The organism is Streptomyces sp. NBC_01116, assembly GCF_041435495.1.
GTDB lineage: Bacteria > Actinomycetota > Actinomycetes > Streptomycetales > Streptomycetaceae > Streptomyces.
The window spans coordinates 1,558,595-1,578,878 of sequence record NZ_CP108644.1 but is presented as its reverse complement, the minus strand read 5'-3'; the positions used below and the strand labels follow the sequence as shown (position 1 = coordinate 1,578,878).

General features: G+C 72.7%; 19 protein-coding genes and 1 pseudogene. 13 read left to right on the top strand and 7 right to left on the bottom strand.

Annotated elements, in window-relative coordinates:
* Nucleotides 1-4: 4 nt before the first annotated feature.
* Nucleotides 5-2,827, bottom strand: coding sequence for a TIR domain-containing protein (locus OG245_RS06780; RefSeq protein ID WP_371622632.1), 2,823 nt, complete (start codon nucleotides 2,825-2,827; stop codon nucleotides 5-7).
* A gap of 378 nt (nucleotides 2,828-3,205) precedes the next feature.
* On the opposite strand from OG245_RS06780, the gene OG245_RS06775 reads away from it, so the two are divergent.
* Entirely contained in the window at nucleotides 3,206-4,600 is a 1,395-nt protein-coding gene (locus OG245_RS06775) for an aldehyde dehydrogenase family protein (RefSeq protein WP_371622631.1), read from the top strand.
* 34 nt (nucleotides 4,601-4,634) lie between these two features.
* Entirely contained in the window at nucleotides 4,635-5,714 is a 1,080-nt protein-coding gene (locus OG245_RS06770) for a zinc-binding dehydrogenase (protein ID WP_371622630.1), read from the top strand.
* Here OG245_RS06770 and OG245_RS06765 read toward each other — a convergent pair.
* The 3 genes and pseudogenes from OG245_RS06765 to OG245_RS06755 form a co-directional block, all read right to left on the bottom strand.
* Nucleotides 5,711-5,944 (bottom strand): annotated as a pseudogene (locus OG245_RS06765) (hypothetical protein); the annotation flags it as partial. The gene OG245_RS06770 and the pseudogene OG245_RS06765 overlap by 4 nt on opposite strands.
* On the bottom strand, nucleotides 5,945-6,925 hold the full coding sequence (locus OG245_RS06760; protein WP_371622629.1) for a DMT family transporter: 981 nt from the start codon (nucleotides 6,923-6,925) through the stop codon (nucleotides 5,945-5,947).
* 98 nt (nucleotides 6,926-7,023) lie between these two features.
* Nucleotides 7,024-7,701 (bottom strand): TetR/AcrR family transcriptional regulator, encoded by a 678-nt coding sequence (locus OG245_RS06755; RefSeq protein ID WP_371622628.1) that lies wholly within the window; start codon nucleotides 7,699-7,701, stop codon nucleotides 7,024-7,026.
* Nucleotides 7,702-7,792: 91 nt separating this feature from the next.
* Between OG245_RS06755 and OG245_RS06750 the strand changes: the two genes are divergently transcribed.
* The 3 genes from OG245_RS06750 to OG245_RS06740 all read left to right on the top strand — a co-directional run bounded on the left by OG245_RS06750 (nucleotide 7,793) and on the right by OG245_RS06740 (nucleotide 10,061).
* A complete protein-coding gene (locus OG245_RS06750) occupies nucleotides 7,793-8,944 on the top strand; it encodes an acyl-CoA dehydrogenase family protein (protein ID WP_371627823.1) in 1,152 nt (383 codons plus the stop codon).
* Between the two features lie 106 nt (nucleotides 8,945-9,050).
* Entirely contained in the window at nucleotides 9,051-9,341 is a 291-nt protein-coding gene (locus OG245_RS06745) for a YiaA/YiaB family inner membrane protein (RefSeq protein WP_069754201.1), read from the top strand.
* Between the two features lie 87 nt (nucleotides 9,342-9,428).
* Nucleotides 9,429-10,061 carry a TetR/AcrR family transcriptional regulator gene (locus OG245_RS06740; protein WP_371622627.1) on the top strand — a complete coding sequence of 211 codons (633 nt, stop codon included), beginning with the start codon at nucleotides 9,429-9,431 and terminating at the stop codon, nucleotides 10,059-10,061.
* 74 nt (nucleotides 10,062-10,135) lie between these two features.
* Here OG245_RS06740 and OG245_RS06735 read toward each other — a convergent pair whose 3' ends face one another.
* Nucleotides 10,136-10,597, bottom strand: coding sequence for a MaoC family dehydratase (locus OG245_RS06735; protein WP_371622626.1), 462 nt, complete (start codon nucleotides 10,595-10,597; stop codon nucleotides 10,136-10,138).
* A 113-nt stretch (nucleotides 10,598-10,710) separates the two neighbouring features.
* On the opposite strand from OG245_RS06735, the gene soxR reads away from it, so the two are divergent.
* Nucleotides 10,711-11,187: a redox-sensitive transcriptional activator SoxR gene (gene soxR, locus OG245_RS06730; protein WP_361868925.1), complete on the top strand. Its 477-nt coding sequence runs from the start codon at nucleotides 10,711-10,713 to the stop codon at nucleotides 11,185-11,187.
* A 24-nt stretch (nucleotides 11,188-11,211) separates the two neighbouring features.
* On the opposite strand, the gene OG245_RS06725 is transcribed toward soxR, so the two are convergent.
* A complete protein-coding gene (locus OG245_RS06725) occupies nucleotides 11,212-11,826 on the bottom strand; it encodes a hypothetical protein (RefSeq protein WP_371622625.1) in 615 nt (204 codons plus the stop codon).
* A 437-nt stretch (nucleotides 11,827-12,263) separates the two neighbouring features.
* On the opposite strand from OG245_RS06725, the gene OG245_RS06720 reads away from it, so the two are divergent.
* The 3 genes from OG245_RS06720 to OG245_RS06710 all read left to right on the top strand — a co-directional run bounded on the left by OG245_RS06720 (nucleotide 12,264) and on the right by OG245_RS06710 (nucleotide 13,972).
* Nucleotides 12,264-12,857, top strand: a complete 594-nt coding sequence (locus tag OG245_RS06720; protein ID WP_371622624.1) for a hypothetical protein — start codon at nucleotides 12,264-12,266, stop codon at nucleotides 12,855-12,857.
* Nucleotides 12,854-13,294, top strand: coding sequence for a hypothetical protein (locus OG245_RS06715; RefSeq protein WP_371622623.1), 441 nt, complete (start codon nucleotides 12,854-12,856; stop codon nucleotides 13,292-13,294). Before OG245_RS06720 ends, OG245_RS06715 begins: the two co-directional genes overlap by 4 nt.
* A 195-nt stretch (nucleotides 13,295-13,489) precedes the next feature.
* Complete coding sequence (locus OG245_RS06710) at nucleotides 13,490-13,972, top strand: GNAT family N-acetyltransferase (RefSeq protein ID WP_371622622.1); 483 nt, start codon at nucleotides 13,490-13,492, stop codon at nucleotides 13,970-13,972.
* Nucleotides 13,973-13,985: 13 nt separating this feature from the next.
* Here OG245_RS06710 and OG245_RS06705 read toward each other — a convergent pair whose 3' ends face one another.
* A complete protein-coding gene (locus tag OG245_RS06705; RefSeq protein ID WP_371622621.1) occupies nucleotides 13,986-15,254 on the bottom strand; it encodes an exo-beta-N-acetylmuramidase NamZ domain-containing protein in 1,269 nt (422 codons plus the stop codon).
* Nucleotides 15,255-15,454: 200 nt separating this feature from the next.
* Here OG245_RS06705 and OG245_RS06700 point away from each other — a divergent pair, with 200 nt between their 5' ends.
* The 4 genes from OG245_RS06700 (at nucleotide 15,455) to OG245_RS06685 (ending at nucleotide 20,235) form a co-directional block, all read left to right on the top strand.
* Nucleotides 15,455-16,225 (top strand): SDR family oxidoreductase, encoded by a 771-nt coding sequence (locus OG245_RS06700; RefSeq protein ID WP_371622620.1) that lies wholly within the window; start codon nucleotides 15,455-15,457, stop codon nucleotides 16,223-16,225.
* Nucleotides 16,222-17,919, top strand: a complete 1,698-nt coding sequence (locus tag OG245_RS06695; RefSeq protein WP_371622619.1) for a class I adenylate-forming enzyme family protein — start codon at nucleotides 16,222-16,224, stop codon at nucleotides 17,917-17,919. Before OG245_RS06700 ends, OG245_RS06695 begins: the two co-directional genes overlap by 4 nt.
* Nucleotides 17,920-17,968: 49 nt before the next feature.
* Nucleotides 17,969-18,562 (top strand): TetR/AcrR family transcriptional regulator, encoded by a 594-nt coding sequence (locus OG245_RS06690; RefSeq protein ID WP_371622618.1) that lies wholly within the window; start codon nucleotides 17,969-17,971, stop codon nucleotides 18,560-18,562.
* A 341-nt stretch (nucleotides 18,563-18,903) separates the two neighbouring features.
* Nucleotides 18,904-20,235 (top strand): M28 family metallopeptidase, encoded by a 1,332-nt coding sequence (locus OG245_RS06685; RefSeq protein WP_371622617.1) that lies wholly within the window; start codon nucleotides 18,904-18,906, stop codon nucleotides 20,233-20,235.
* Nucleotides 20,236-20,284 lie beyond the last annotated feature (49 nt).

Genomic DNA, 20,284 nt, shown 5'->3' with positions numbered 1-20,284 from the left:
TGGGTCAGGAACAGGGCGGGTCGTAGGGCCGGTCCGGGAGGTACTGGGCCCACTGGTCGGGGGTGATGCGCGGGGACTCGGCGCACAGCCGCTGCAGGATGCCGGTCCGGTCCACCGTCCACAGCCGGGTGCCGGAGCCGTCGGTCACCGCCAGCAGGCGCCCGTCCGGGCTGAAGCCCACGGTCGTGTGGTGGTACAGGGCACCGGTACTCAACGTGGTCACTTCGACGGGCCGGGCCGGGTTCCTGAAGTCCCAGAGGCGGATACGGCCGTCCAGGCCCGCGGTGGCCACGAGTTCCCCGTCGGGATGGAAGGCGAGCCCGGAGACGGCGTCCGTGTGCCGGGTGGAGGCCCCCCGGCGCACCGGATGCCCGGGCCGCGACACGTCCCAGGTGCTGATCGTTCCCGTCTCGTCCCCGACGAGCAGGCTGCGGCCCCGCGGTCCGAATGCCAGCGCGCGCACGCCCTTCGCCGCCGGGAGGTCGCCCGCGGGGCCGGGCGGGGCCTGCCGGGCGACCCGCCACAGCCGTACGCCTCCCGTCCGGGTCGGCGCCGCCAGCAGCGCACCGTCCGGGCTGAAGGCGAGATCCTGGTGACCGGAGCCCGCGCTGTCGAGCGCGCCGAGCAGAACGGGTCGGGCCGGGTCACCGATGTCCCACACCTGCGCCCGGTCACCGGGACCGCCCCGCGCCGCCGCCAACGGCAGGACGGGGTTGACGGCCAGGCTCTTCGCCCCGACCGTGCGGGCCGCGCCCCGGGTCGAGAGCCGCGGGCGGGACGGGTCGGTCAGGTCCCACGCCTTCAGGGGCGTGCCGGAGACCAGGGTGCGCCCGTCCGTGCCGAAGGCCGCGGCCTGGCCGCCGGGATTGACCGTCTCCACGGTCGAGAGGAGCCGGGGCGGGGTGGCGCCGTCCACGCTCCACACGGTCGTGGGCCGGCCGCCGGCGGCCAGTACGCGGCTGTCCGGATCGAACGAGGGCGGAAAGACCCCCTCGGTCGGCAGGGTCGTGAACGTGGAGGTCCGCTCGCTTCCCGACACCGCCCACAGGCGGACGGCGTGGGGGCCCGTCCTGTCGTCGAGCAGCGTTTCGTGGGCGTCGGCCGACGCCACGGTGTGCCCGTCCGGGCTGAAGGAGAGCCTGCCCACCGTCCTGGTGTGGCCGCTCAACCGGGCGCCGGAACGGGGGCGCAAGGGGTCGGACACGTCCCAGAGGGCGACGGTGCCGTCACTGTCCCCGGTGGCGAGGGTCCTCGCGTCGGAGGAGAAGGCCACCGCGTAGACGCCGAACCTGCTCCGCGTGTACAGGTCCGCCCGGGCGACCGGCCGGGCGGGGTCCGCGACGTCCCAGAGCTTCACCCTGCTGTCCTCGGCGGCGATGGCCAGCAGCGGGCCGGTGGGGCTGAACACCGCGCGCTGCGGGGATTCGGAGTTGTCGACGGGGGGCGAGGCGATGGTGGCGACCGGGCGCGGCCCGCCGGAGCCGGACAGGGCCCACAGCCGCATGTGTCCCAAGTAACCTCCGTTCGCGGCCCGTCCCTCGGTTACGAGCAGACCGCCGTCCGGACTCGCCGCTACCGGATAGTCGGGCAACGATCCGAGAGGCTTCGGCCGGGCGGGGTCCGAGACGTCGAGGACGGCGCCGGTCTTCCACGTCATGGCGATCAGCCGCCCGTCGGAGGTGAGGACGAGGACCGCGACATCCCTGCGGTCGCCCACCCCCGTCGTCTCCGCCAGGACCCTGGGGCTGCCGGCATCCGTCACGTCCAGCAGCCGCACGGTGCCGTTCGGGCCGCCGACAGCCAGCCGTCTGCCGTCCGGGCTGAAGGCGAGCGCCGTCGTCCGGCGCTTCACGGACTCCGTGAAGACCGGCCGCGTTCCGCTCGCGGGGTCGAACAGCCGTAGCCCGTCGTCGGCCACGGCCAGCAGGCCCCGGCTGCTGTACACGGCCGCCCGCACCGGTCCGCGGCCGTGGACGACCCGAGGCATCGCGTAGCTGTCGACGAGCGCGCCGACCGCCTCGGCCGTCGGCGCGAGCCGGTACGCCTGCACCATCAACTGGCGTGCCAGGTCCGGCTGGGCGTCCCTGATCGACGAGGCCTCGGCGACCAGCTGCCTCGACTGTGCGACCAGGGTCTGGGCACGGGCCTCGTTGCGCTGGGTGTAGGCGGTGACCCCGCCGGCGACGGCCAGGAGGAACAGGACGGTGAGCGCCGCGAGCGTGGCCCGCACCACGCGGCGGGTCTGGCGGTGCCGGCGTACGTGGTCGCCGAGCACATCGTCCTTGGACCGGCCCGTCAGCGGTGCGAAGAACTCCGCGACGCATTCGACCAGCCGGGGGTCCGCGGCACTGGCCTGTTCCGGACTGCGCAGCCAGCGCAGGTCCACCCAACGGGGCTCCTCCTCGAACGCCCGCTCCATCTCCTGCTGCGGCAGGGCGTCGGTGTGCGACCAGTCGAACCCCGCCCGTGCGGAGTCCCAGAGCAGGGTGCCGTCGGTCCAGCCGATGAGCAGGGTGTCCGCGGAACGGTGGGTGAGCCACCAGCGGATCTCCTGCCGCACCCACGGGGACGCGGCGGCCGACGGACACGCCATGATCACGAGCCACCGTGACCGGGCCAGCCCCTGCTCGATCTCCCGCCACAGATGAGGACTTGCCGCGAGATTGGTCTCGTCACGGAACAGCCTCAGGCTCCTCGGCCGGTACCAGGGGCGGTCGAAACCCTGCAACGCGTCCTGGAAGGCCTTCGCCACGTCCTTGTCCCAGGCGTGGCTGTACGAGATGAACGCGTCGTACGCGCCCGGCTCGCCGCGAGAGGCGCCGCCCACGCGCCGCCACCGGCGGTCCTGCCGTGTGCCGGGACGCCGCAGAGATGAGCTCATCCGCTCGACCGCCCCCGTCGCGCGTCCGGGCACGGGACCGCCGGTCACGCGCCGCCTGCCGAATTCCTCCCGGGTGATGCCCGAAGAACATAGCGCCACCCCGGCGATCGATACAGACGGTCTCCGCCCGCGGTCCGCGGCGTCGGGGCGGGACGCCCGCGCCGGGGGCGTGCGGGCCGGGCGTGACGGGCGTCTCCGGAAGCTCCCTGGCGCCGGAAAACTAACGGCGCTAGTTTGGGCGGGTGCGACGTACTGCCCCGCGCCGCACGGCTCCGGCGCTCCGCACAGCACGGCTCCGCACCGCACGTCCGGGAGGAAACAGCCATGAAGGCCCATGACCAGATGTACATCGACGGTGCGTGGCGGCCCGCCGCCGGCCAGGACACGATCGCGGTCGTGAACCCGGCCGACGAGCAGGTCATCGCCCACGTGCCGGCGGGGACGGCCGAGGACGTCGACGCGGCGGTACGGGCCGCGCGCGCCGCCTTCCCCGCCTGGGCCGCGACCCCGCCCGCCGAGCGCGCCGCCCGGCTCACCGCGCTGGCCGACGCGCTGGCGGCCCGCAAGGACACGCTGGCCGAGACCATCACCGCCGAGCTGGGCTCGCCGCTGCCGCTTTCCCAGATGGTCCACGCGGGCGTGCCCGTGCTGGTGGCCGCCTCGTACGCCGAACTGGCCGCCCGTCACGCCTTCGAGGAGCGGATCGGCAATTCCACCGTGCTGCTGGAGCCGGTCGGCGTGGTCGGCGCGATCACCCCCTGGAACTACCCGCTCCACCAGATCGTCGCCAAGGTCGCCCCCGCGCTCGCCGCGGGCTGCACCGTCGTCCTCAAGCCCGCCGAGGACACCCCGCTCACCGCCCAGCTCTTCGCCGAGGCCACCGAGGCGGCCGGTCTGCCGCCCGGCGTCTTCAACCTCGTCACCGGTCTCGGACCGGTCGCCGGCCAGGCGCTCGCCGCCCACGAGGACGTCGACCTGGTCTCGTTCACCGGCTCAACCGCCGTGGGCCGGCAGATCGGCGCGACCGCCGGGGCCGCCGTCAAGCGGGTCGCCCTGGAGCTGGGAGGCAAGTCCGCCAACGTGATCCTGCCCGGCGCGGATCTGGCCAAGGCGGTCAACGTCGGCATCGCCAACGTGATGAGCAACTCCGGCCAGACGTGCAGCGCCTGGACCCGGATGCTGGTGGACGCCGAGCGGTACGAGGAGGCCGTGGAGCTCGCGGCGAACGCCGTCACCAAGTACGTCCCCGGCGAGCGGGTCGGCCCCCTCGTCAACGCCAAGCAGCAGGCCCGGGTGCGCGGTTACATCGCCAAGGGCGTCGAGGAGGGCGCACGGCTGATCGCGGGCGGCCCGGACGCGCCCCTGGAGACCGGCTACTACGTCAGCCCCACCGTCTTCGCCGACGTCACCCCCGACATGACGATCGCCCGCGAGGAGATCTTCGGCCCGGTGGTCTCGATCCTGCGGTACGAGGACGTGGACGACGCCCTGCGGATCGCCAACGACACCGTGTACGGGCTCGCCGGCGCCGTCTGGGCCGCCGACGACGAGGAGGCGGTGGCCTTCGCCCGCCGGATGGACACCGGGCAGGTCGACATCAACGGCGGCCGGTTCAACCCGCTGGCCCCGTTCGGCGGCTACAAGCAGTCGGGGGTGGGACGCGAGCTGGGGCCGCACGGCCTGGCGGAGTACCTCCAGACCAAGTCGCTCCAGTTCTGAAACCCGTAACCCTTCCCTCACAAGGAGCCTGTCCGTGGTCCGCGCCGCCGTACTGCCCGCCGTCGGAGCTCCGCTGGAGATCACCGACATCGTCCTGCCGGAGCCCGGCCCCGGCCAGGTGCGCGTCTCCCTCGCCGCCGCCGGCGTCTGCCACTCCGACCTGTCCCTGTCCAACGGCACCATGCGCGTCCCGGTGCCCGCCGTCCTCGGCCACGAGGGCTCCGGTACGGTCCTGGCGGTCGGCGAGGGCGTCACGCGGGTGGCCCCCGGCGACGGCGTGGTCCTCAACTGGGCCCCCTCCTGCGGGGCCTGCTTCCACTGCGGGATCGGCGAGGTGTGGCTCTGCGCCGATGCCCTGAAGGGGACCGCCAACCTCCACGCCCGTACGGCGGACGGCACCGACCTCCACCCCGGGCTCAACGTCGCGGCCTTCGCGGAGGAGACCGTCGTCGCCGCGAACTGCGTGCTCCCCGCCCCCGACGGCATCCCGCTCACCGACGCCGCCCTCCTCGGCTGCGCGGTCCTGACCGGCTACGGGGCGATCCACCACAGCGCCAAGGTCCGCGAGGGCGAGAGCGTCGTCGTCTTCGGGGTCGGCGGCGTCGGCCTCGCCGTGCTCCAGGCCGCCCGGATCGCGGGCGCCGCCCGCATCATCGCGGTCGACGTCTCCCCGGCCAAGGAGGAGCTGGCCCGGCGGGCCGGGGCCACCGACTACGTCATCGCCTCCGCCACCACCCCGCGCGAGATCCGCAAGCTGACGGGCGGCCAGGGCACGGACGTGGCCGTCGAGTGCGTCGGCCGGCCCGCGACCATCCGGGCCGCCTGGGAGTCCACCCGGCGCGGCGGGCGCACCACGGTCGTCGGGATCGGCGGCAAGGACCAGGAAGTCACCTTCAACGCCCTGGAGATCTTCCACTGGGGCAGGTCCCTGACCGGCTGCGTCTACGGCAACAGCGACCCGGCCCGCGACCTGCCCGTCCTCGCCGGACACATCCGCGCGGGCCGCTTCGACCTGTCGATGATGGTCACCGAGCACATCGCCCTGGACGCCATCCCCGCCGCCTTCGACAACATGATCGCCGGCAAGGGCGGCCGGGCACTGGTCGTCTTCTAGCCGCTCCTTCTCCGGCGGCCGTCCTCCACCTCCGGCTGAAGGCCCTGGAAGTCCGTGGTCCGGGACGTCGGCGTCACCGGGCCCAGCGGCCGGGCGTCCATCTCGCCCTCCTCGAACAGCCGGGAGGCCGGGCCCACGATCAGCGGGTCCGGCCTCCCGGCCACTTCCAGGTCCCTGCCGGGGTGGTCGAAGCGGTCCAGCACCTGCCGCATCGCCTCCGGCCGGCCCCGCTAGGTCCGTTCCGCCCGGCGCTCCTCGTCATGACGGGACCCCTCCACCGGCCGGGCCTGATCTCCGCGTGTGGCCCCAGTCCGCCGACGGCTCCGGGAGACCGCCACCCCGACCAGGCAGAGCAGCCCGCCGAGGACCCCGAGCGGCGTCGGCACCTCGTCCAGCAGCACCCACGCCATGAGCACGACGATCGCCGGGACCGCGTACGTGGTGGCGCCCATCCGTCCGGCGGTGGTCCGGGCCAGGGCGTAGCCCCAGGTGGTGAAGGCCAGCGCGGTCGGGAAGACGCCCAGATAGATCATGTTCAGCGTGGCGGACATCGGGGCGTCGGCCGCCTCGGAGACCAGCACCCCGGTGAACGGCAGGCAGGCGACGGCGCCGATCGCGCAGCCGAAGGTGTTGATCTGCAACGAGGAGCCGTACGCGAGCGCCGGCTTCTGGCTGACCACGCCCAGCGCGTAGACCACCGCGGCCAGCAGGCAGAGCGCCACGCCCAGCACGGAGGAGCTGCCGTGCCCGGACATCGCGAGGCCGACGACGACCGCGCCCGAGAACGAGATGCCCATGCCCAGCAGCAGGCGGCGCGGCAGCCCCTCGCCGAGCATGCGGGCGCCCATCAGGGCCATCAGGATCGGCCCGATGTTCACCAGCATGGCCGCCGTCCCGGCGTCGACCTCCTGCTCACCCCAGTTGAGCGCCACCATGTACAGCCCGAACCACAGCACCCCGGACGTGATGATTCCGCGCCAGGCGCCGCGCCCGGGCAGCCCCTCCCGCCGTACGAGGAGGATCGCCCCGAGCACCAGAGCGCCCGTCACCAGCCGTCCGAGGGCGAGTGCGCCGGGGGAGTAGGACTCGCCCGCGCTGCGGATGGACACGAAGGCGGAGGCCCACAGCACGACGGTGGTGCAGGCGGCGGCGGTGGCGCGCCAGCGGTGGGCCGGCGGGGAGACCGGAAGGGGTGTCGGGGTCGTCGTCATGGCCACGACCGTAGAGCCGGAACGCCGCGGACCCCACCGAATTGTCGAGGACCGTCAATCGGCGACCACCACGGGGCCTCGTCGTGCGCGGCCCGCCCTCAGGCGCCGGACGGAGTGGACAGCCGCTCGTCCGTGGGCGGCGCGTACGGCTCGTACTGGATCGCCAGCCCGTCCAGCAGGGCCCGCAGCCCGGTCTCGAAGGCCCCTTCGTCGACCTGGCGGCGGTGGTCGGCCAGCAGGTGGGCCTGGCCGAGGTGCGGGTAGTCGGCGGGGTCGTAGGCGGTCTCGTCGTCGACGAACCCCCCGGCGAAGGAGCCCAGCGCGGAACCGGTGATGAAGTAGCGCATCAGAGCCCCGATCCGGGTGGCCTGGGCGGGCGGCCAGCCCGCGCCGGTCATCGCCCCGAACACCGCGTCGGCGACCCGCAGCCCGGCCGGGCGCCGCCCGGGGCCCCGGGCGAGGACCGGGACGATGTGCGGGTGCGCGGCGAGGGCGGCCCGGTAGGACAGCGCCCAGTCGTGCAGCGCCTCGCGCCAGTCGCGCGGATCCGACTCCTCGAACATCGACAGATCGACCTGCGCGGAGACCGCGTCGGCGACGGCGTCGAGGATCTCCTCCTTGTTGCGGAAGTGGTTGTAGAGCGAGGGCCCGCTGACCCCCAGGACGGCCGCCAGCCGACGCGTGGAGACGGCGTCGAGCCCTTCGGAGTCCACGAGGGCGCTCGCCGCCCCCACGATGCGGTCTCTGCTGAGGAGGGGCTTGCGCGGTCGGGCCATGCGGCTCATAGTAGGGCCTGCGAACCAGAAACTAGCAGTGCTAATTAAAGCGCGTCCGAGCGGCGCCGGTGAGAGGCAGTGGGTGGGCACGATGGACCTGGCGCTCAGCGAGGAGCAGGAAGCCGTCCGGAAGCTGGCCGAGGATTTCGTCGCCCGCGAGGTCGCCCCCCATGCCGCCGCGTGGGACCGCGCCGAGAACGTCGACAAGTCGATCGTGAAGAAGCTCGGGGACCTCGGCTTCCTCGGTCTGACCGTCCCCGAGGAGTACGGCGGCTCCGGCGGCGACCACCTGTCCTACTGCCTGGTCACCGAGGAGCTGGGGCGCGGTGACTCCTCGGTGCGCGGCATCGTCTCCGTATCGCTCGGCCTCGTGGCCAAGACCGTCGCGGCCTGGGGGAGCGAGGAGCAGAAGCGGCGGTGGCTGCCCCGGCTGACGGCGGGCGAGGCGATCGGCTGCTTCGGCCTCACCGAGCCCGGCACCGGATCGGACGCCGGGAACCTCGCCACCCGCGCCGTGCGCGACGGCGGGGACTACGTCGTCAACGGCACCAAGATGTTCATCACCAACGGCACCTGGGCCGATGTCGTGCTGCTCTTCGCGCGGACGGACGACGCCCCCGGCCACCGCGGCGTCTCCGCCTTCCTCGTCCCCGCCGACACCCCCGGCCTCACCCGCCGCACCCTCCACGGCAAGCTCGGCCTGCGCGGCCAGGCCACCGCGGAACTGGTCCTGGAAGACGTCCGGATACCGGCCGGGTCCCTCCTCGGCCCCGAGGGCAAGGGCTTCTCCATCGCCATGTCCGCCCTGACCAAGGGGCGGATGTCCGTAGCGGCGGGCTGCGTGGGCATCGCGCAGGCCGCCCTGGACGCGGCCGTGCGCTACGCCGGCGAGCGCGAACAGTTCGGCAAGGCCATCGCCCGCCATCAACTCGTCCAGGAACTGCTCAGTGACATCGCCGTCGACGTGGACGCCGCCCGGCTGCTGACCTGGCGGGTCGCCGACCTGATCGACCGGGGCCAGGATTTCGCCACCGCCGCGTCCACGGCCAAGCTGTACGCCTCCGAGGCCGCCGTGCGCTGCGCCAACAACGCCCTCCAGGTCTTCGGCGGCTACGGCTACATCGACGAGTACCCGGTCGGCAAGCTGCTGCGGGACGCCCGCGTGATGACGCTCTACGAGGGCACCAGCCAGATCCAGAAGCTGATCATCGGCCGCGCGCTGACCGGCGTCTCCGCCTTCTGACCGGCGCCCGGGTTCGTACGGGTGTCTGAGTACGTGCCTGAGTACGGGCACGGGTCTGAGTACGGACACGGATGTGGCGTGCGCCACGTCGGCGGATGCTGAACCCATGAGTGACACGACATCCGTCAAGCAGCAGAGCACCGCCGCCTTCTACCTGCAGGCCGTCGCCTCCTTCATGGTGGCGATCGGCGCGGTCGCCTTCGGAATCTTCTTCCTCGACGCCGACGCCTGGGTGCGCGGCTTCCTCGCCATCGGCGTGCTCTACCTGGTCACGTCCTGCTTCACGCTCGCCAAGGTGATCAGGGACCGCCAGGAGGCCGGTCAGATCGTCAGCCGGGTGGACCAGGCCCGGCTGGAGAAGATCCTCGCCGAGCACGACCCCTTCCAGAAGCTCTGACCCGGCAGGATCGACCGGGCTACCCCTAAGCGCTTGCTCAGGTTCGGGGTATGGTGTGCGTCCTGTTGACGGAGAGGGGTCCTGGCGATGAGTACGGCGGAGGAGACGAGCGGCGAGGACGCGCCGTGGGGCGAGGTCACTCCGGAGGCGGCCAGGCGGCTCCTCGTCGCCGCCGTGGACGCCTTCGCCGAGCGCGGGTACCACGCGACCACCACCCGTGACATCGCCGGCCGGGCCGGGATGAGCCCGGCCGCGCTCTACATCCACTACAAGACCAAGGAAGAGCTGCTCCACCGGATCAGCACGATCGGCCACGAGCGCGCGCTGCACGTGCTCGAAGCCGAGGCCGACCGGGACGGCACCGCCGCCGACCGGCTCGCCGGGGCCGTCCGCTCCTTCGTCCGCTGGCACGCGGAGCGGCACACCACCGCCCGGGTCGTGCAGTACGAGCTCGACGCGCTGGGCGAGGAGCACCGCACCGAGATCGTCGCGCTGCGGCGCAGGAGCGACGCGGTGGTGCGCCGGATCATCGGCGAAGGGGTGCGGGACGGCGAGTTCGACGTCCCCGACGTCCCCGGCACCGCGCTCGCGGTGCTCTCCCTCTGCATCGACGTGGCCCGCTGGTTCAACACCCGGGGCAGCCGCACCCCCGACGAGGTCGGCGAACTCTACGCCGGCCTCGTCCTGCGGATGGTCGGCGCCCGGCAGGCGCGGGAGTAGCCGGCCCGGCGCTCCCGGAGCGGCCCGGCAGGCGCGGAAGCGGCCCGGCGCTCTCCGGGGCGGCCCGGCGGGTTTCAGAAGTAGTAGCGGGACACCGACTCGGCGACGCAGGCCGGCTTCTCGCCGCCCTCGCGCTCGACCGTGACGACCGCCGTGACCTGCACGCCGCCGCCCGTCTCCTCGACCTCGCGGAGCACCGCCGTCGCCCGCAGCCGCGAGCCGACCGGGACGGTCGAGGGGAAGCGGACCTTGTTGGTCCCGTAGTTGATGCCCATCTTCATGCCCTCGACCCGCATCACCTGCGGTACCAGCGCGGGCAGCAGCGAGAGCGTCAGGTAGCCGTGCGCGATGGTCGTGCCGAACGGCCCGTCCTTCGCCCGCTCCGGGTCCACGTGGATCCACTGGTGGTCGCCGGTCGCCTCGGCGAACCGGTCGACCCTCTCCTGCTCGATCTCCAGCCAGTCGCTGTGTCCCAGCTGCTCGCCCACTCCGTCCCGCAGCTCCTGCGCGGACGTGAAGATCCTCGGCTCTGCCATGTTCCCGGTTCCTGCCTTCCGGCTCGGCGCACCATCAGGCGCGATGTCTAAGCGCTTGCTCAGCATCGTTGTGCGGCGCGTTCCTGTCAACGACATGGCAGTAGATTCGAGGGGTGCCCCAGATTCCCCAGACACTCCACGAACTCTCGGTCGGCCAGCTCTCGGCGCGCAGCGGCGCGGCCGTCTCGGCCCTGCACTTCTACGAGTCCAAAGGCCTGATCAGCAGCAGCCGCACCAGCGGCAACCAGCGCCGCTACTCGCGGGACGCGCTGCGCCGGGTCGCCTTCGTGCGCGCGGCCCAGCGCGTCGGCATCCCCCTGGCCACGATCCGGGAGGCGCTCGCCGAACTGCCCGAGGAGCGCACGCCCAACCGCGAGGACTGGGCCCGCCTCTCCGAGGTCTGGCGCAAGGAACTGGACGAGCGCATCGGGCAGTTGCACCGCCTGCGCGACCACCTGGCCGACTGCATCGGATGCGGCTGTCTGTCGTTGGAGACCTGCGTGCTGTCCAACCCCGACGACGTCGTCGGGGAGCGGATCACCGGTTCCCGTCTGATGCCCGAGCGCCGGAAGCCGCCCCGGCGCGCGTAGTTCCCGAGGCGGGAGCGCGAGGCCTCACGCCGCCGCCGTGGCCGGCCTCCGGTGCCGCGGCAGCCGGGCCCTGGCCAGCGTGCGGTCGGTCAGGGCGGGCTGCGGCACCGCGATCCCGCAGCCCGTGCACACCGGCCCCGCCCACGGCGCCTCGCCCCGCTCCTGCCGCCACTCGATGCCGGTGCCCGCGCAGACCGGGCAGGCGGAGCCGGGGCCGGCGCCCAGAGCGGTGATCAGGCGGCGCAGGACCTCGGCGAGCGGCTCGGTGGGGTGGATGCCCGGGTCGGAGCAGCGGGCCACCCCGTGGCCGCCCCAGGTGCGGCGGTGCCAGTCGTCGAACGCGCCGGGCCGCCGCAGTCCCGCGTGCTTCTCGCGCCGACGCCGCTCGGCGAAACCCGCCTCGTACGCGAGCCAGACGGCCCGCGCCTCCTCCAGTTCGTCCAGCGCGCCCAGCAGACGCGCCGGATCGGGCGCCCGGTCCTCGGGGTCGATCCCGTGCCGGGCGCACAGATGGTCCCAGGTCGCCCGGTGCCCGTACGGGGCGAACCTCTCCAGACACTTGCGCAGCGAATACCGCCGCAGGGCCAGATCCCCCATCGGATCGCGGACCTGTCTCGCCATACTCCGGAAACCGGCCATGACACCGCCACCTCCGTCGCTCGTCCTTGGACGTCATGGAATGGACGTACGCCTGCCCGTTTCGGCTCCATCGAAAGATGAAATCCGTCCATTGGCCGAGACTCCCCATGTCGGAAGGGCTGCCGGGGCGGAAGCGGAGCGGCGCGCGGACGGGTGGTGCGAGGGCGTGCGGCCCTCGCGCGGGTGGCGATGGCCAAGGGCGGCGTCACGGCCCCGTCGGTGGGCCCCGGCCCCGGCCGTCGCGTTCCGGGGGGCGGTGGAATGCCAGGTCGGAGCGGTGCGGCCAGAAGGCGGCCGGTGATCGGGATCAGGTGCCGGCAGCAGGCTGATTGGCGAAATATAGGTGATCTGCGGGGTTCTGACCGGCCATCAGGCCCATGTGCGCACATCTACGATCAGCTCCGTAGGAGATCACCGCGGTCAGCGAGAACACCTTGATGATCTCCGACGCGCAGGGTGACGCGACCGCGTTCATCTCCGCCCCGCTGGCCCTGGACGCCCTGGGCAGAACCGTGCCGGTCTCCATGCGGCTCTCCGGCAACGACATCATCGTCTCCCTCGCCCCCGCGCCCGGACAGACGGTGGCCTTCCCGGTCCTGCTCGACCCGGGCGCCGGATACGGCGACCTGACCCCCGCGGAACGGCGTTACTGCTCCACCAACCCCTACGACTGCAACAAGGCCCGCAAGGACGCCGAGAAGGCTTTCGCCGAGGCCGCGAAGCGGTACTCGAAGAAGTCCCTGTACCAGGGGACCGGCGACGCGTTCCGGCACTGCTACTGGAACGCGCGCATGGAGATCAACATCGACCATGACACCGCATACGAGGTCGCGACCCGCCATGAGTCGGAGTCTCGTGGTGTCGACAAGGAGATGGATCTCCGCAACAACAAGATCGGCCGCAAGATCGGCCGGGACTACCGTGGTAAGAGCAAGGCGAACCACAAGGCCCGCGACAAGTGCATCAGTTACACGAAGAACGGAAAACTGTGGATCATCAAGAGCAAGAAGCTTGTGAGGAGCAACGCATGACCTCTCTTCTCGCGCGTCGTGTCGCGTCCGTGCTTCTGCTGCTCCAGGTCGCCTACGCGGCGCTGCTCCAGATCGCCTTTCTGACACTCGGGCCGGACACCGCGGAGATCGACCACACCGATCCCTCCGGCTTCAGCCCGCTGAACGCCGGCCTGGCGCTGTTCACCCTGGTGGGCCTGGCCGGTGGTGCGCTCCTGCTGGGCCTGGAGCGCGTACGGTCCCGGGCGCCGCGTGCGCTGACGGTGACCTGGCTGGCCCTGGTGGGCCTCGGCCAGACCGTGTTGGCAGTGGTGGCCCTGGCCACCCACGACAGCTCGGCGGGGATCGGCCTGCCGGTCGCCCTGCTGTTCGCGGCGGGCTGTGCCGTGGTGGCCGTCGCCTGTGCGCTGACCATCCGTACGGGCTCCGGCGCGCTCCGGGCGAACACGGCCGGCTGACGCGACGGGCCGATGGCCCGTACGGAGGCGGCTCCCCGGAGGACTGGGGAGCCGCCTTCCGGTGTCCCGCCCTCGCCGGGCGCGGGCGCCGCTCCCGGCGAGGGCAGGCCTCCGCGGCGGAGTGCGGGCCGTGCCGGCCACCTGACCAGGGGAATTCAGTGGTGCCACCCTGGCCCGATGAGGTTGTGTGCCCTCATGGACACAGCTTCTCCGCGCCTGGAAAAGGTCACCCCCGACAACGTGCTCGCCGCCTGTCGGCTGGAAGTCGCGCCCGAACAGCGCCGGTTCGTCGCCCCGGTCGCGCGGTCCCTGGCCGAGGCCTATGTGCATCCCGACCTGGCATGGCCCCGGCTCATCCGCGACGGCGATCGCCTCGTCGGCTTCGTGATGGCCTACTTCGACCTGCCGTTCGACTTCGACGCCGAGGTGCCGGACGCCCCGCCCCGCTCCGGGCTCTGGCGGCTCGCCGTCGCCGCCGACGAGCAGGGCCGGGGCTACGGCCGGTTCGCCGTGGGCGCGGTGAACGAGGAGATCCGCCGGCGGGGCGGGACGGTCTCGACCGTGACCTGGAAGCCCGGCGAGGGCGGCCCCGAGGAGTTCTACCTCCGCCTCGGCTACCGCAAGCGCGGCCTCACGGACGACGGCGAGTACCTCGGCGACCTGGACCTCACGGCCTGACCGGACGCGGGGCCTACCCCCCGTACCGCAGATACCTCCGCCGCTTCGCCCGGAACGCCGACAGGTCCCGCTGCCAGGCCCGTACGACCTCGTCCGTGTCCGCGCCCGCGTCGATCATCGTGCGGACCCGGGTGTTCCCGGTGAGCTTGTCGATCCAGTTGTCCGGCCGCCAGGCGAAGCCGCTCCACGTCTGCTTCGCCGTCACCAGCAGGGCGATCCCGGAGCGGACCGGGTCGAAGACCTCCCGGTCCCGGACGTGCACCTGCACCCCGCCCACCGTCTTCCCCGCGAACTTGGAGAAGGTCGGCGCGAAGTACGCCTCGCGGAAGGCCACCCCGGGCAGCTCCAGGGCGTTCGCGGCGGCCGCCCAGCGGCCGTCGACGCCCTCCGCGCCCAGCAGCTCGAAGGGGCGCGTGGTGCCGCGGCCCTCGGAGAGGTTCGTGCCCTCGAAGAGGCAGGTGCCGGAGTAGACGAGCGCCGTCTCGGGCGTCGGCATGTTCGGGCTCGGCGGCACCCACGGCAGCCCGGTCCCGTCGAAGAAGTCCGAGCGCCGCCACCCCGACATCGTCACCACGTCCAGCCGCACCGGATTCTCGTGCAGGAACTCCGCGTTGAAGAACAGCGCCAGCTCCGCCACCGTCATCCCGTGCGCCTGGGCGATCTCCCGGCGGCCGACGAACGTGCCGAACGCCGGGTCCAGCACCGGGCCCAGCGCGGCCCGCCCGGTCACCGGATTCGGCCGGTCCAGCACGACGAGGCGCTTGCCCGCGAGCGCCGCCGCCTCCATGCAGTCGTACAGCGTCCAGATGTACGTGTAGAAGCGCGCGCCCGCGTCCTGGATGTCGAAGAGGACCGTGTCCACGCCCGAGGCGGTGAAGACGTCCGCGAGCGGCTGCCCGCTCTTGAGGTACGTGTCGTAGACCGGCAGCCCGGTCGCCGGGTCGTCGTAGCGCCCCTCGGAGCCGCCCGCCTGTGCGGTGCCCCGGAACCCGTGCTCGGGCCCGAAGACGGCGGTCAGGTCCACCCGTGCGTCCGGGTGCATCACGTCGACGACGTGCCGGACGTCGGCCGTGACGCCGGTCGGGTTGGTGACGATCCCGACCTTCTGGCCCCGCAGCAGGCGGTAGCCGTCGGCCGCCAGCCGGTCGAAGCCGGTGAGCACCCGGCCCCGCCCGTGCCCGGGGCCGCGTCCGGGGGCGGGCGACGCCGCGGCGGGACCGGCGCCCGCCGCCGTCGCCGCGAGCGCTCCCACGGCCAGCACACCACGTCGGGACAGGCTCATTGGGCTACCTCCATGATCGCGCCGACTGTCATGGCCACGCACGCTAGCGCGGGCCGGGGCCGCACGGAACGACCTGGACCGCGCCGATTCCCCCAGCCGGTCCCCGGGATCCGTACGGGCCCCGCCCGACCGCTCCCGACCCTTCCCGGATCACATACCGACCGGTTAGTCTGCCGGTGCAGCCGGATGGGAAGGGCGGGATGACGATGGGTACGGTGCAGGGCGCCGGCGTAGTGGTCACAGGGGCCGGAGGCGGCATCGGCGCCGCTCTGGCCCGCAGGTTCGCCGCCGGGGGTGCGCGGGTCGTCGTCAACGACCTCGATCCCGCCCGGATCGAACCGCTCGCGAAGGAGATCGGCGGCTTCGCCGTCGCCGGGGACGCCTCGGGCATCGTGGACGCGGCCCGGGAGGCGCTGGACGGCACGGTGGACGTCTACTGCGCCAACGCGGGCCTGGCCTCGCCCGGCGACGTGTTCGCCGACGAGGAGGTCTGGGCCGCCGCCTGGGACGTCAACGTGATGGCACACGTCCGCGCGGCCAGGGCCCTCCTGCCCGACTGGCTGGAGCGCGGCAGCGGCCGTTTCGTCACCACCGCCTCCGCCGCCGGGCTGCTGACGATGATCGGCGCGGCCCCGTACAGCGTCACCAAGCACGGGGCGGTCGCCTTCGCCGAGTGGCTCTCGCTCACCTACCGCCACCGCGGGATCAAGGTCCACGCGATCTGCCCGCAGGGCGTGCGCACCGACATGCTCACCGCCGCCGGTTCGGCCGGCGAGCTGGTCCTCGCCCCCGGGGCCGTCGAGCCGGAAGCCGTCGCCGACGCACTGTTCGAGGCGATGGACGCCGACCGCTTCCTGGTCCTGCCGCACCCCGAGGTCGGCCGCTACTACCAGGCCCGCGCGGCCGACCCCGACCGGTGGATGGGCGGTATGAACCGCCTCCAGCAGAAGTGGGAGGCGAGCGAGGCATGAGCGCCCCGACCCCGGCCACCCCGGACCCCGGCGGCTCGATCTACGCGGCCCAGCCGTGGCTCGCGCTGCTCAGCGACGCCCAGCGCGCCCCCGTCGCCCCGCCCGCGACCGTGCTGCACGCCTTCCGCGCCGCGGTGGGGCGCGCACCCGAGCACCCGGCCCTGGCCTACTTCGACGGCCGCCTGGGCTACCGCGAGACCGACGAGCTGTCCGACTCGGTGGCCGGGCACCTCGCCGCCCGGGGTCTGCGCCGCGGCGACCGGGTCGCGATCATGCTCCAGAACAGCCCGCACTTCGTCCTCGCGCTGCTCGGCGCCTGGAAGGCGGGCGCGACCGTCGTCCCGCTCAACCCGATGTACAAGTCCGGCGAGGTCGGCCACGTCCTCGCGGACGCCGGGGTCACCGCGCTGATCTGCTCGGACCGGGCGTGGGAGGCGTATCTGCGGGACACCGCGGCGGCGGCCCCGGACCTCACCGTGGTGCTCACCGCCTGCGAGCTGGACCTCCAGACCGTGAACGACCCCCGTGTCCTCGGCTTCGCACGGCTCCCGGCGCCCGGCCCGGACGACCTCGCCGACGACCTGCTCACCGCGGCCCGCGCCGGGAACCCGGCCCCGGACGGCCGGGAGCTCACCGCCGCCGACACGGCACTGATCAGCTACACCTCAGGGACCAGCGGCACCCCCAAGGGCGCGTTGAACACCCACGGCAACATCATGGTCAACGCCGAACGCCAGCGCGCAGGCCACCCGATCGCCGAGGGCTCCGCCTACTTCGCGCTCGCCCCGCTCTTCCACATCACCGGCATGGTCTGCCAGTTCGCCGCCTGCGTCACCAACGCGGGCACCCTCGTCCTGGCCCACCGCTTCGAGGCGGGCGTCGTCCTGGAGGCCTTCGCCGCCCACCGCCCCGCCTACACCGTGGGCCCGTCCACCGCGTTCATGGCGCTGGCCGCGCATCCGGACGCCACCCCGGACCACTTCGCCTCGTTCCGGGTGATCTCCTCCGGCGGCGCGCCCCTGCCGCCCGCGCTCGTGGAGAAGTTCCGCGCGGGCTTCGGCCCGTACATCCGCAACGGCTACGGCCTCACCGAGTGCACCGCCCCCTGCGCCTCGGTCCCGCCCGAGCACGAGGCCCCCGTGGACCCGGTCTCGGGCACCCTCTCCGTGGGTGTGCCGGGCCCCGACACCGTCGTACGCATCCTCGACGAGACGGGCCGGGAGGTCCCCTTCGGGGAGCAGGGCGAGATCGCGGTGCGCGGGCCCCAGGTCGTCTCCGGCTACTGGAACCTCCCCGAGGCCACGGCAGCCGCCTTCCCGGACGGCGAACTGCGCACCGGCGACATCGGCTTCATGGACGCGGCGGGCTGGCTGTACGTCGTCGACCGCAAGAAGGACATGATCAACGCCTCCGGGTTCAAGGTGTGGCCGCGCGAGGTGGAGGACGTCCTCCACACCCACCCGGCGGTGCGCGAGGCGGCCGTCGTGGGCGTGCCCGACGCGTACCGGGGGGAGACGGTCCGGGCGTACGTCAGCCTGCGTCCGGGGGCCGTCGTGGAGCCGGGCGAGCTGAGCGCGTACTGCGAGGAACGGCTCGCCGCGTACAAGTATCCGCGCGAGGTGGAGATCCTGGCCGAGTTGCCGAAGACGGCGAGTGGGAAGATCCTCAGGCGGGAACTGCGTTCCCCCCGTTAGAACAGCGTCGAAACAGTGCACGCACGGTACGAAAGGAAGGTGGCGGCTCATGGCCAAGGCGACGGATCAGAACGGCACTCCCGTCCCCCAGAGGCTGCTGGCCGCCGCCACCCGGCTCTTCGCCGAGCGCGGGTACGACCGCACCTCGGTCCAGGAGATCGTCGAGGCGGCGGGCGTCACCAAAGGGGCGCTCTACCACTACTTCGGCTCCAAGGAGGACCTGCTCCAGGAGGTCTACGCCCGGGTGCTGCGGCTCCAGCAGGAGCGGCTCGACGCCTTCGCGGACGCCGAGGCGCCCGTCGAGCGGCGGTTGCGCGACGCGGCGGCCGACGTGGTCGTCACGACCATCGACAACCTGGACGACGCGGCGATCTTCTTCCGCTCCATGCACCACCTGAGCCCCGAGAAGAACAAGCAGGTGCGCGTCGAGCGCCGCCGCTACCACGAGCGCTTCCGGGCGCTGATCGAGGAGGGCCAGCGCAGTGGCGTGTTCTCCTCGGCCACCCCCGCCGACCTGGTCGTCGACTACCACTTCGGCTCGGTCCACCACCTCTCCACCTGGTACCGCCCGGACGGCCCGCTCAGCCGCCAGGAGGTCGCCGACCACCTCGCGGACCTGCTGCTGCGGGCCCTGCGGCCGTAAGGGCGGTCCGCCGGCCGACGGACCGCGCTGCCCACGGGAGCGCCGACGTAGCGCTACCCACTGGCCCGCTCCGCCGGTCGGGGTGAGTCTGGATGTATGACGTATGTCCTGCCTCCCGATGAGGCGCCAGGGTTCACGGGCACAGCGCCGTCCGTTAATAGAACGGTCCTGTCCGGTTTCCGCTCTTGACGGAGCGCGGTCATTTCCTTGAGCATCGGTCACGCATTGCGCACCTCTGGGCCGCTTGTCCGGGCCCACGCTCCAGGACCCGGCCGGATCACCACGCGGCCGGGGACCCCCCGCACGTTCCGTCAGTCCCCAACGGAATCCGGAGCCCGTGAATGAAGCCGAATCGTTTCACCCTGCGCAGATCCCCGGCGGCCGCCCTGGCCGTCGCCCTCGCCGCCGTCCTCGGAGCCGGAGCCCCGGCCGCCCAGGCCGCCGGAGCGCCGTCGCCGACCACCGCCGTCGCCGCCCCCGACATCCCTCTGGCCAACGTCAAGGCCCACCTCACCCAGCTCTCGACCATCGCCGCGAACAACGGCGGCAACCGCGCCCACGGCCGCCCCGGCTACAAGGCGTCCGTCGACTACGTGAAGGCCAAGCTCGACGCGGCCGGATACACCACCACGCTCCAGCAGTTCACCTCCAACGGCGCCACCGGCTACAACCTGATAGCCGACTGGCCCGGCGGCGACCCGAACAAGGTCCTGATGGCCGGGGCCCACCTCGACTCGGTCTCCTCCGGCGCCGGGATCAACGACAACGGATCCGGCTCGGCCGGCGTCCTGGAGACCGCCCTCGCCGTCTCCCGCGCCCAGTACCAGCCCGACAAGCACCTGCGGTTCGCCTGGTGGGGCGCCGAGGAGCTGGGCCTGATCGGCTCGAAGTACTACGTCAACAACCTGCCGTCCGCCGAGCGTTCCAAGCTCTCCGGCTATCTCAACTTCGACATGATCGGCTCGCCCAACGCCGGCTACTTCGTCTACGACGACGACCCGGTCATCGAGAAGACCTTCAAGGACTACTTCGCGGGCCTGAACGTCCCCACCGAGATCGAGACCGAGGGCGACGGCCGCTCCGACCACGCCCCGTTCAAGAACGTCGGCGTCCCCGTCGGCGGACTCTTCACCGGCGCCGGCTACACCAAGTCCGCCGCCCAGGCGCAGAAATGGGGCGGGACCGCGGGGCAGGCCTTCGACCGCTGCTACCACTCGTCCTGCGACACCACGAGCAACATCAACGACACCGCCCTGGACCGCAACAGCGACGCCGCGGCCCACGCCGTCTGGACCCTGTCCTCCGCCGGCGAACCGCCCACCGGTGAGGGCGTGTTCAGCAACACCACCGATGTCGCCATCCCGGACGGGGGAGCGGCCGTGACCTCGCCGGTCTCGGTCACCGGACGGACGGGCAACGCCCCGGCCGCCCTCCAGGTCGGCGTCGACATCAAGCACACCTGGCGCGGCGACCTGGTCGTCGACCTGCTCGCCCCGGACGGCACCGCCTACCGGCTGAAGAACTCCAGCAGCGGCGACTCGGCCGACAACGTCATCACGACGTACACCGTCAACGCCTCCACCGAGGTGGCCAACGGCTCCTGGAAGCTCCGCGTCCAGGACATCGCCCGTCAGGACACCGGCTACATCGACAGCTGGAAGCTCACCTTCTGATTCCCGCCGCACGCGTACGGCCGCGGCCCCCTCCCGACGAGCACCTCGG

Excerpts from the sequence above, each read along its gene's own strand:
- OG245_RS06760 (WP_371622629.1), bottom strand. The coding sequence starts at position 6,925 with ATGACGACGACCCCGACACCCCTTCCGGTCTCCCCGCCGGCCCACCGC.
- OG245_RS06705 (WP_371622621.1), bottom strand. The coding sequence starts at position 15,254 with ATGAGCCTGTCCCGACGTGGTGTGCTGGCCGTGGGAGCGCTCGCGGCG.
- OG245_RS06690 (WP_371622618.1), top strand. The coding sequence starts at position 17,969 with ATGGCCAAGGCGACGGATCAGAACGGCACTCCCGTCCCCCAGAGGCTG.
- OG245_RS06750 (WP_371627823.1), top strand. The coding sequence starts at position 7,793 with ATGGACCTGGCGCTCAGCGAGGAGCAGGAAGCCGTCCGGAAGCTGGCC.
- OG245_RS06710 (WP_371622622.1), top strand. The coding sequence starts at position 13,490 with ATGGACACAGCTTCTCCGCGCCTGGAAAAGGTCACCCCCGACAACGTG.
- OG245_RS06720 (WP_371622624.1), top strand. The coding sequence starts at position 12,264 with ATGATCTCCGACGCGCAGGGTGACGCGACCGCGTTCATCTCCGCCCCG.
- OG245_RS06775 (WP_371622631.1), top strand. The coding sequence starts at position 3,206 with ATGAAGGCCCATGACCAGATGTACATCGACGGTGCGTGGCGGCCCGCC.
- OG245_RS06735 (WP_371622626.1), bottom strand. The coding sequence starts at position 10,597 with ATGGCAGAGCCGAGGATCTTCACGTCCGCGCAGGAGCTGCGGGACGGA.
- OG245_RS06700 (WP_371622620.1), top strand. The coding sequence starts at position 15,455 with ATGACGATGGGTACGGTGCAGGGCGCCGGCGTAGTGGTCACAGGGGCC.
- OG245_RS06715 (WP_371622623.1), top strand. The coding sequence starts at position 12,854 with ATGACCTCTCTTCTCGCGCGTCGTGTCGCGTCCGTGCTTCTGCTGCTC.
- OG245_RS06685 (WP_371622617.1), top strand. The coding sequence starts at position 18,904 with ATGAAGCCGAATCGTTTCACCCTGCGCAGATCCCCGGCGGCCGCCCTG.
- OG245_RS06745 (WP_069754201.1), top strand. The coding sequence starts at position 9,051 with ATGAGTGACACGACATCCGTCAAGCAGCAGAGCACCGCCGCCTTCTAC.
- OG245_RS06725 (WP_371622625.1), bottom strand. The coding sequence starts at position 11,826 with ATGGCCGGTTTCCGGAGTATGGCGAGACAGGTCCGCGATCCGATGGGG.
- OG245_RS06740 (WP_371622627.1), top strand. The coding sequence starts at position 9,429 with ATGAGTACGGCGGAGGAGACGAGCGGCGAGGACGCGCCGTGGGGCGAG.
- OG245_RS06755 (WP_371622628.1), bottom strand. The coding sequence starts at position 7,701 with ATGGCCCGACCGCGCAAGCCCCTCCTCAGCAGAGACCGCATCGTGGGG.
- OG245_RS06695 (WP_371622619.1), top strand. The coding sequence starts at position 16,222 with ATGAGCGCCCCGACCCCGGCCACCCCGGACCCCGGCGGCTCGATCTAC.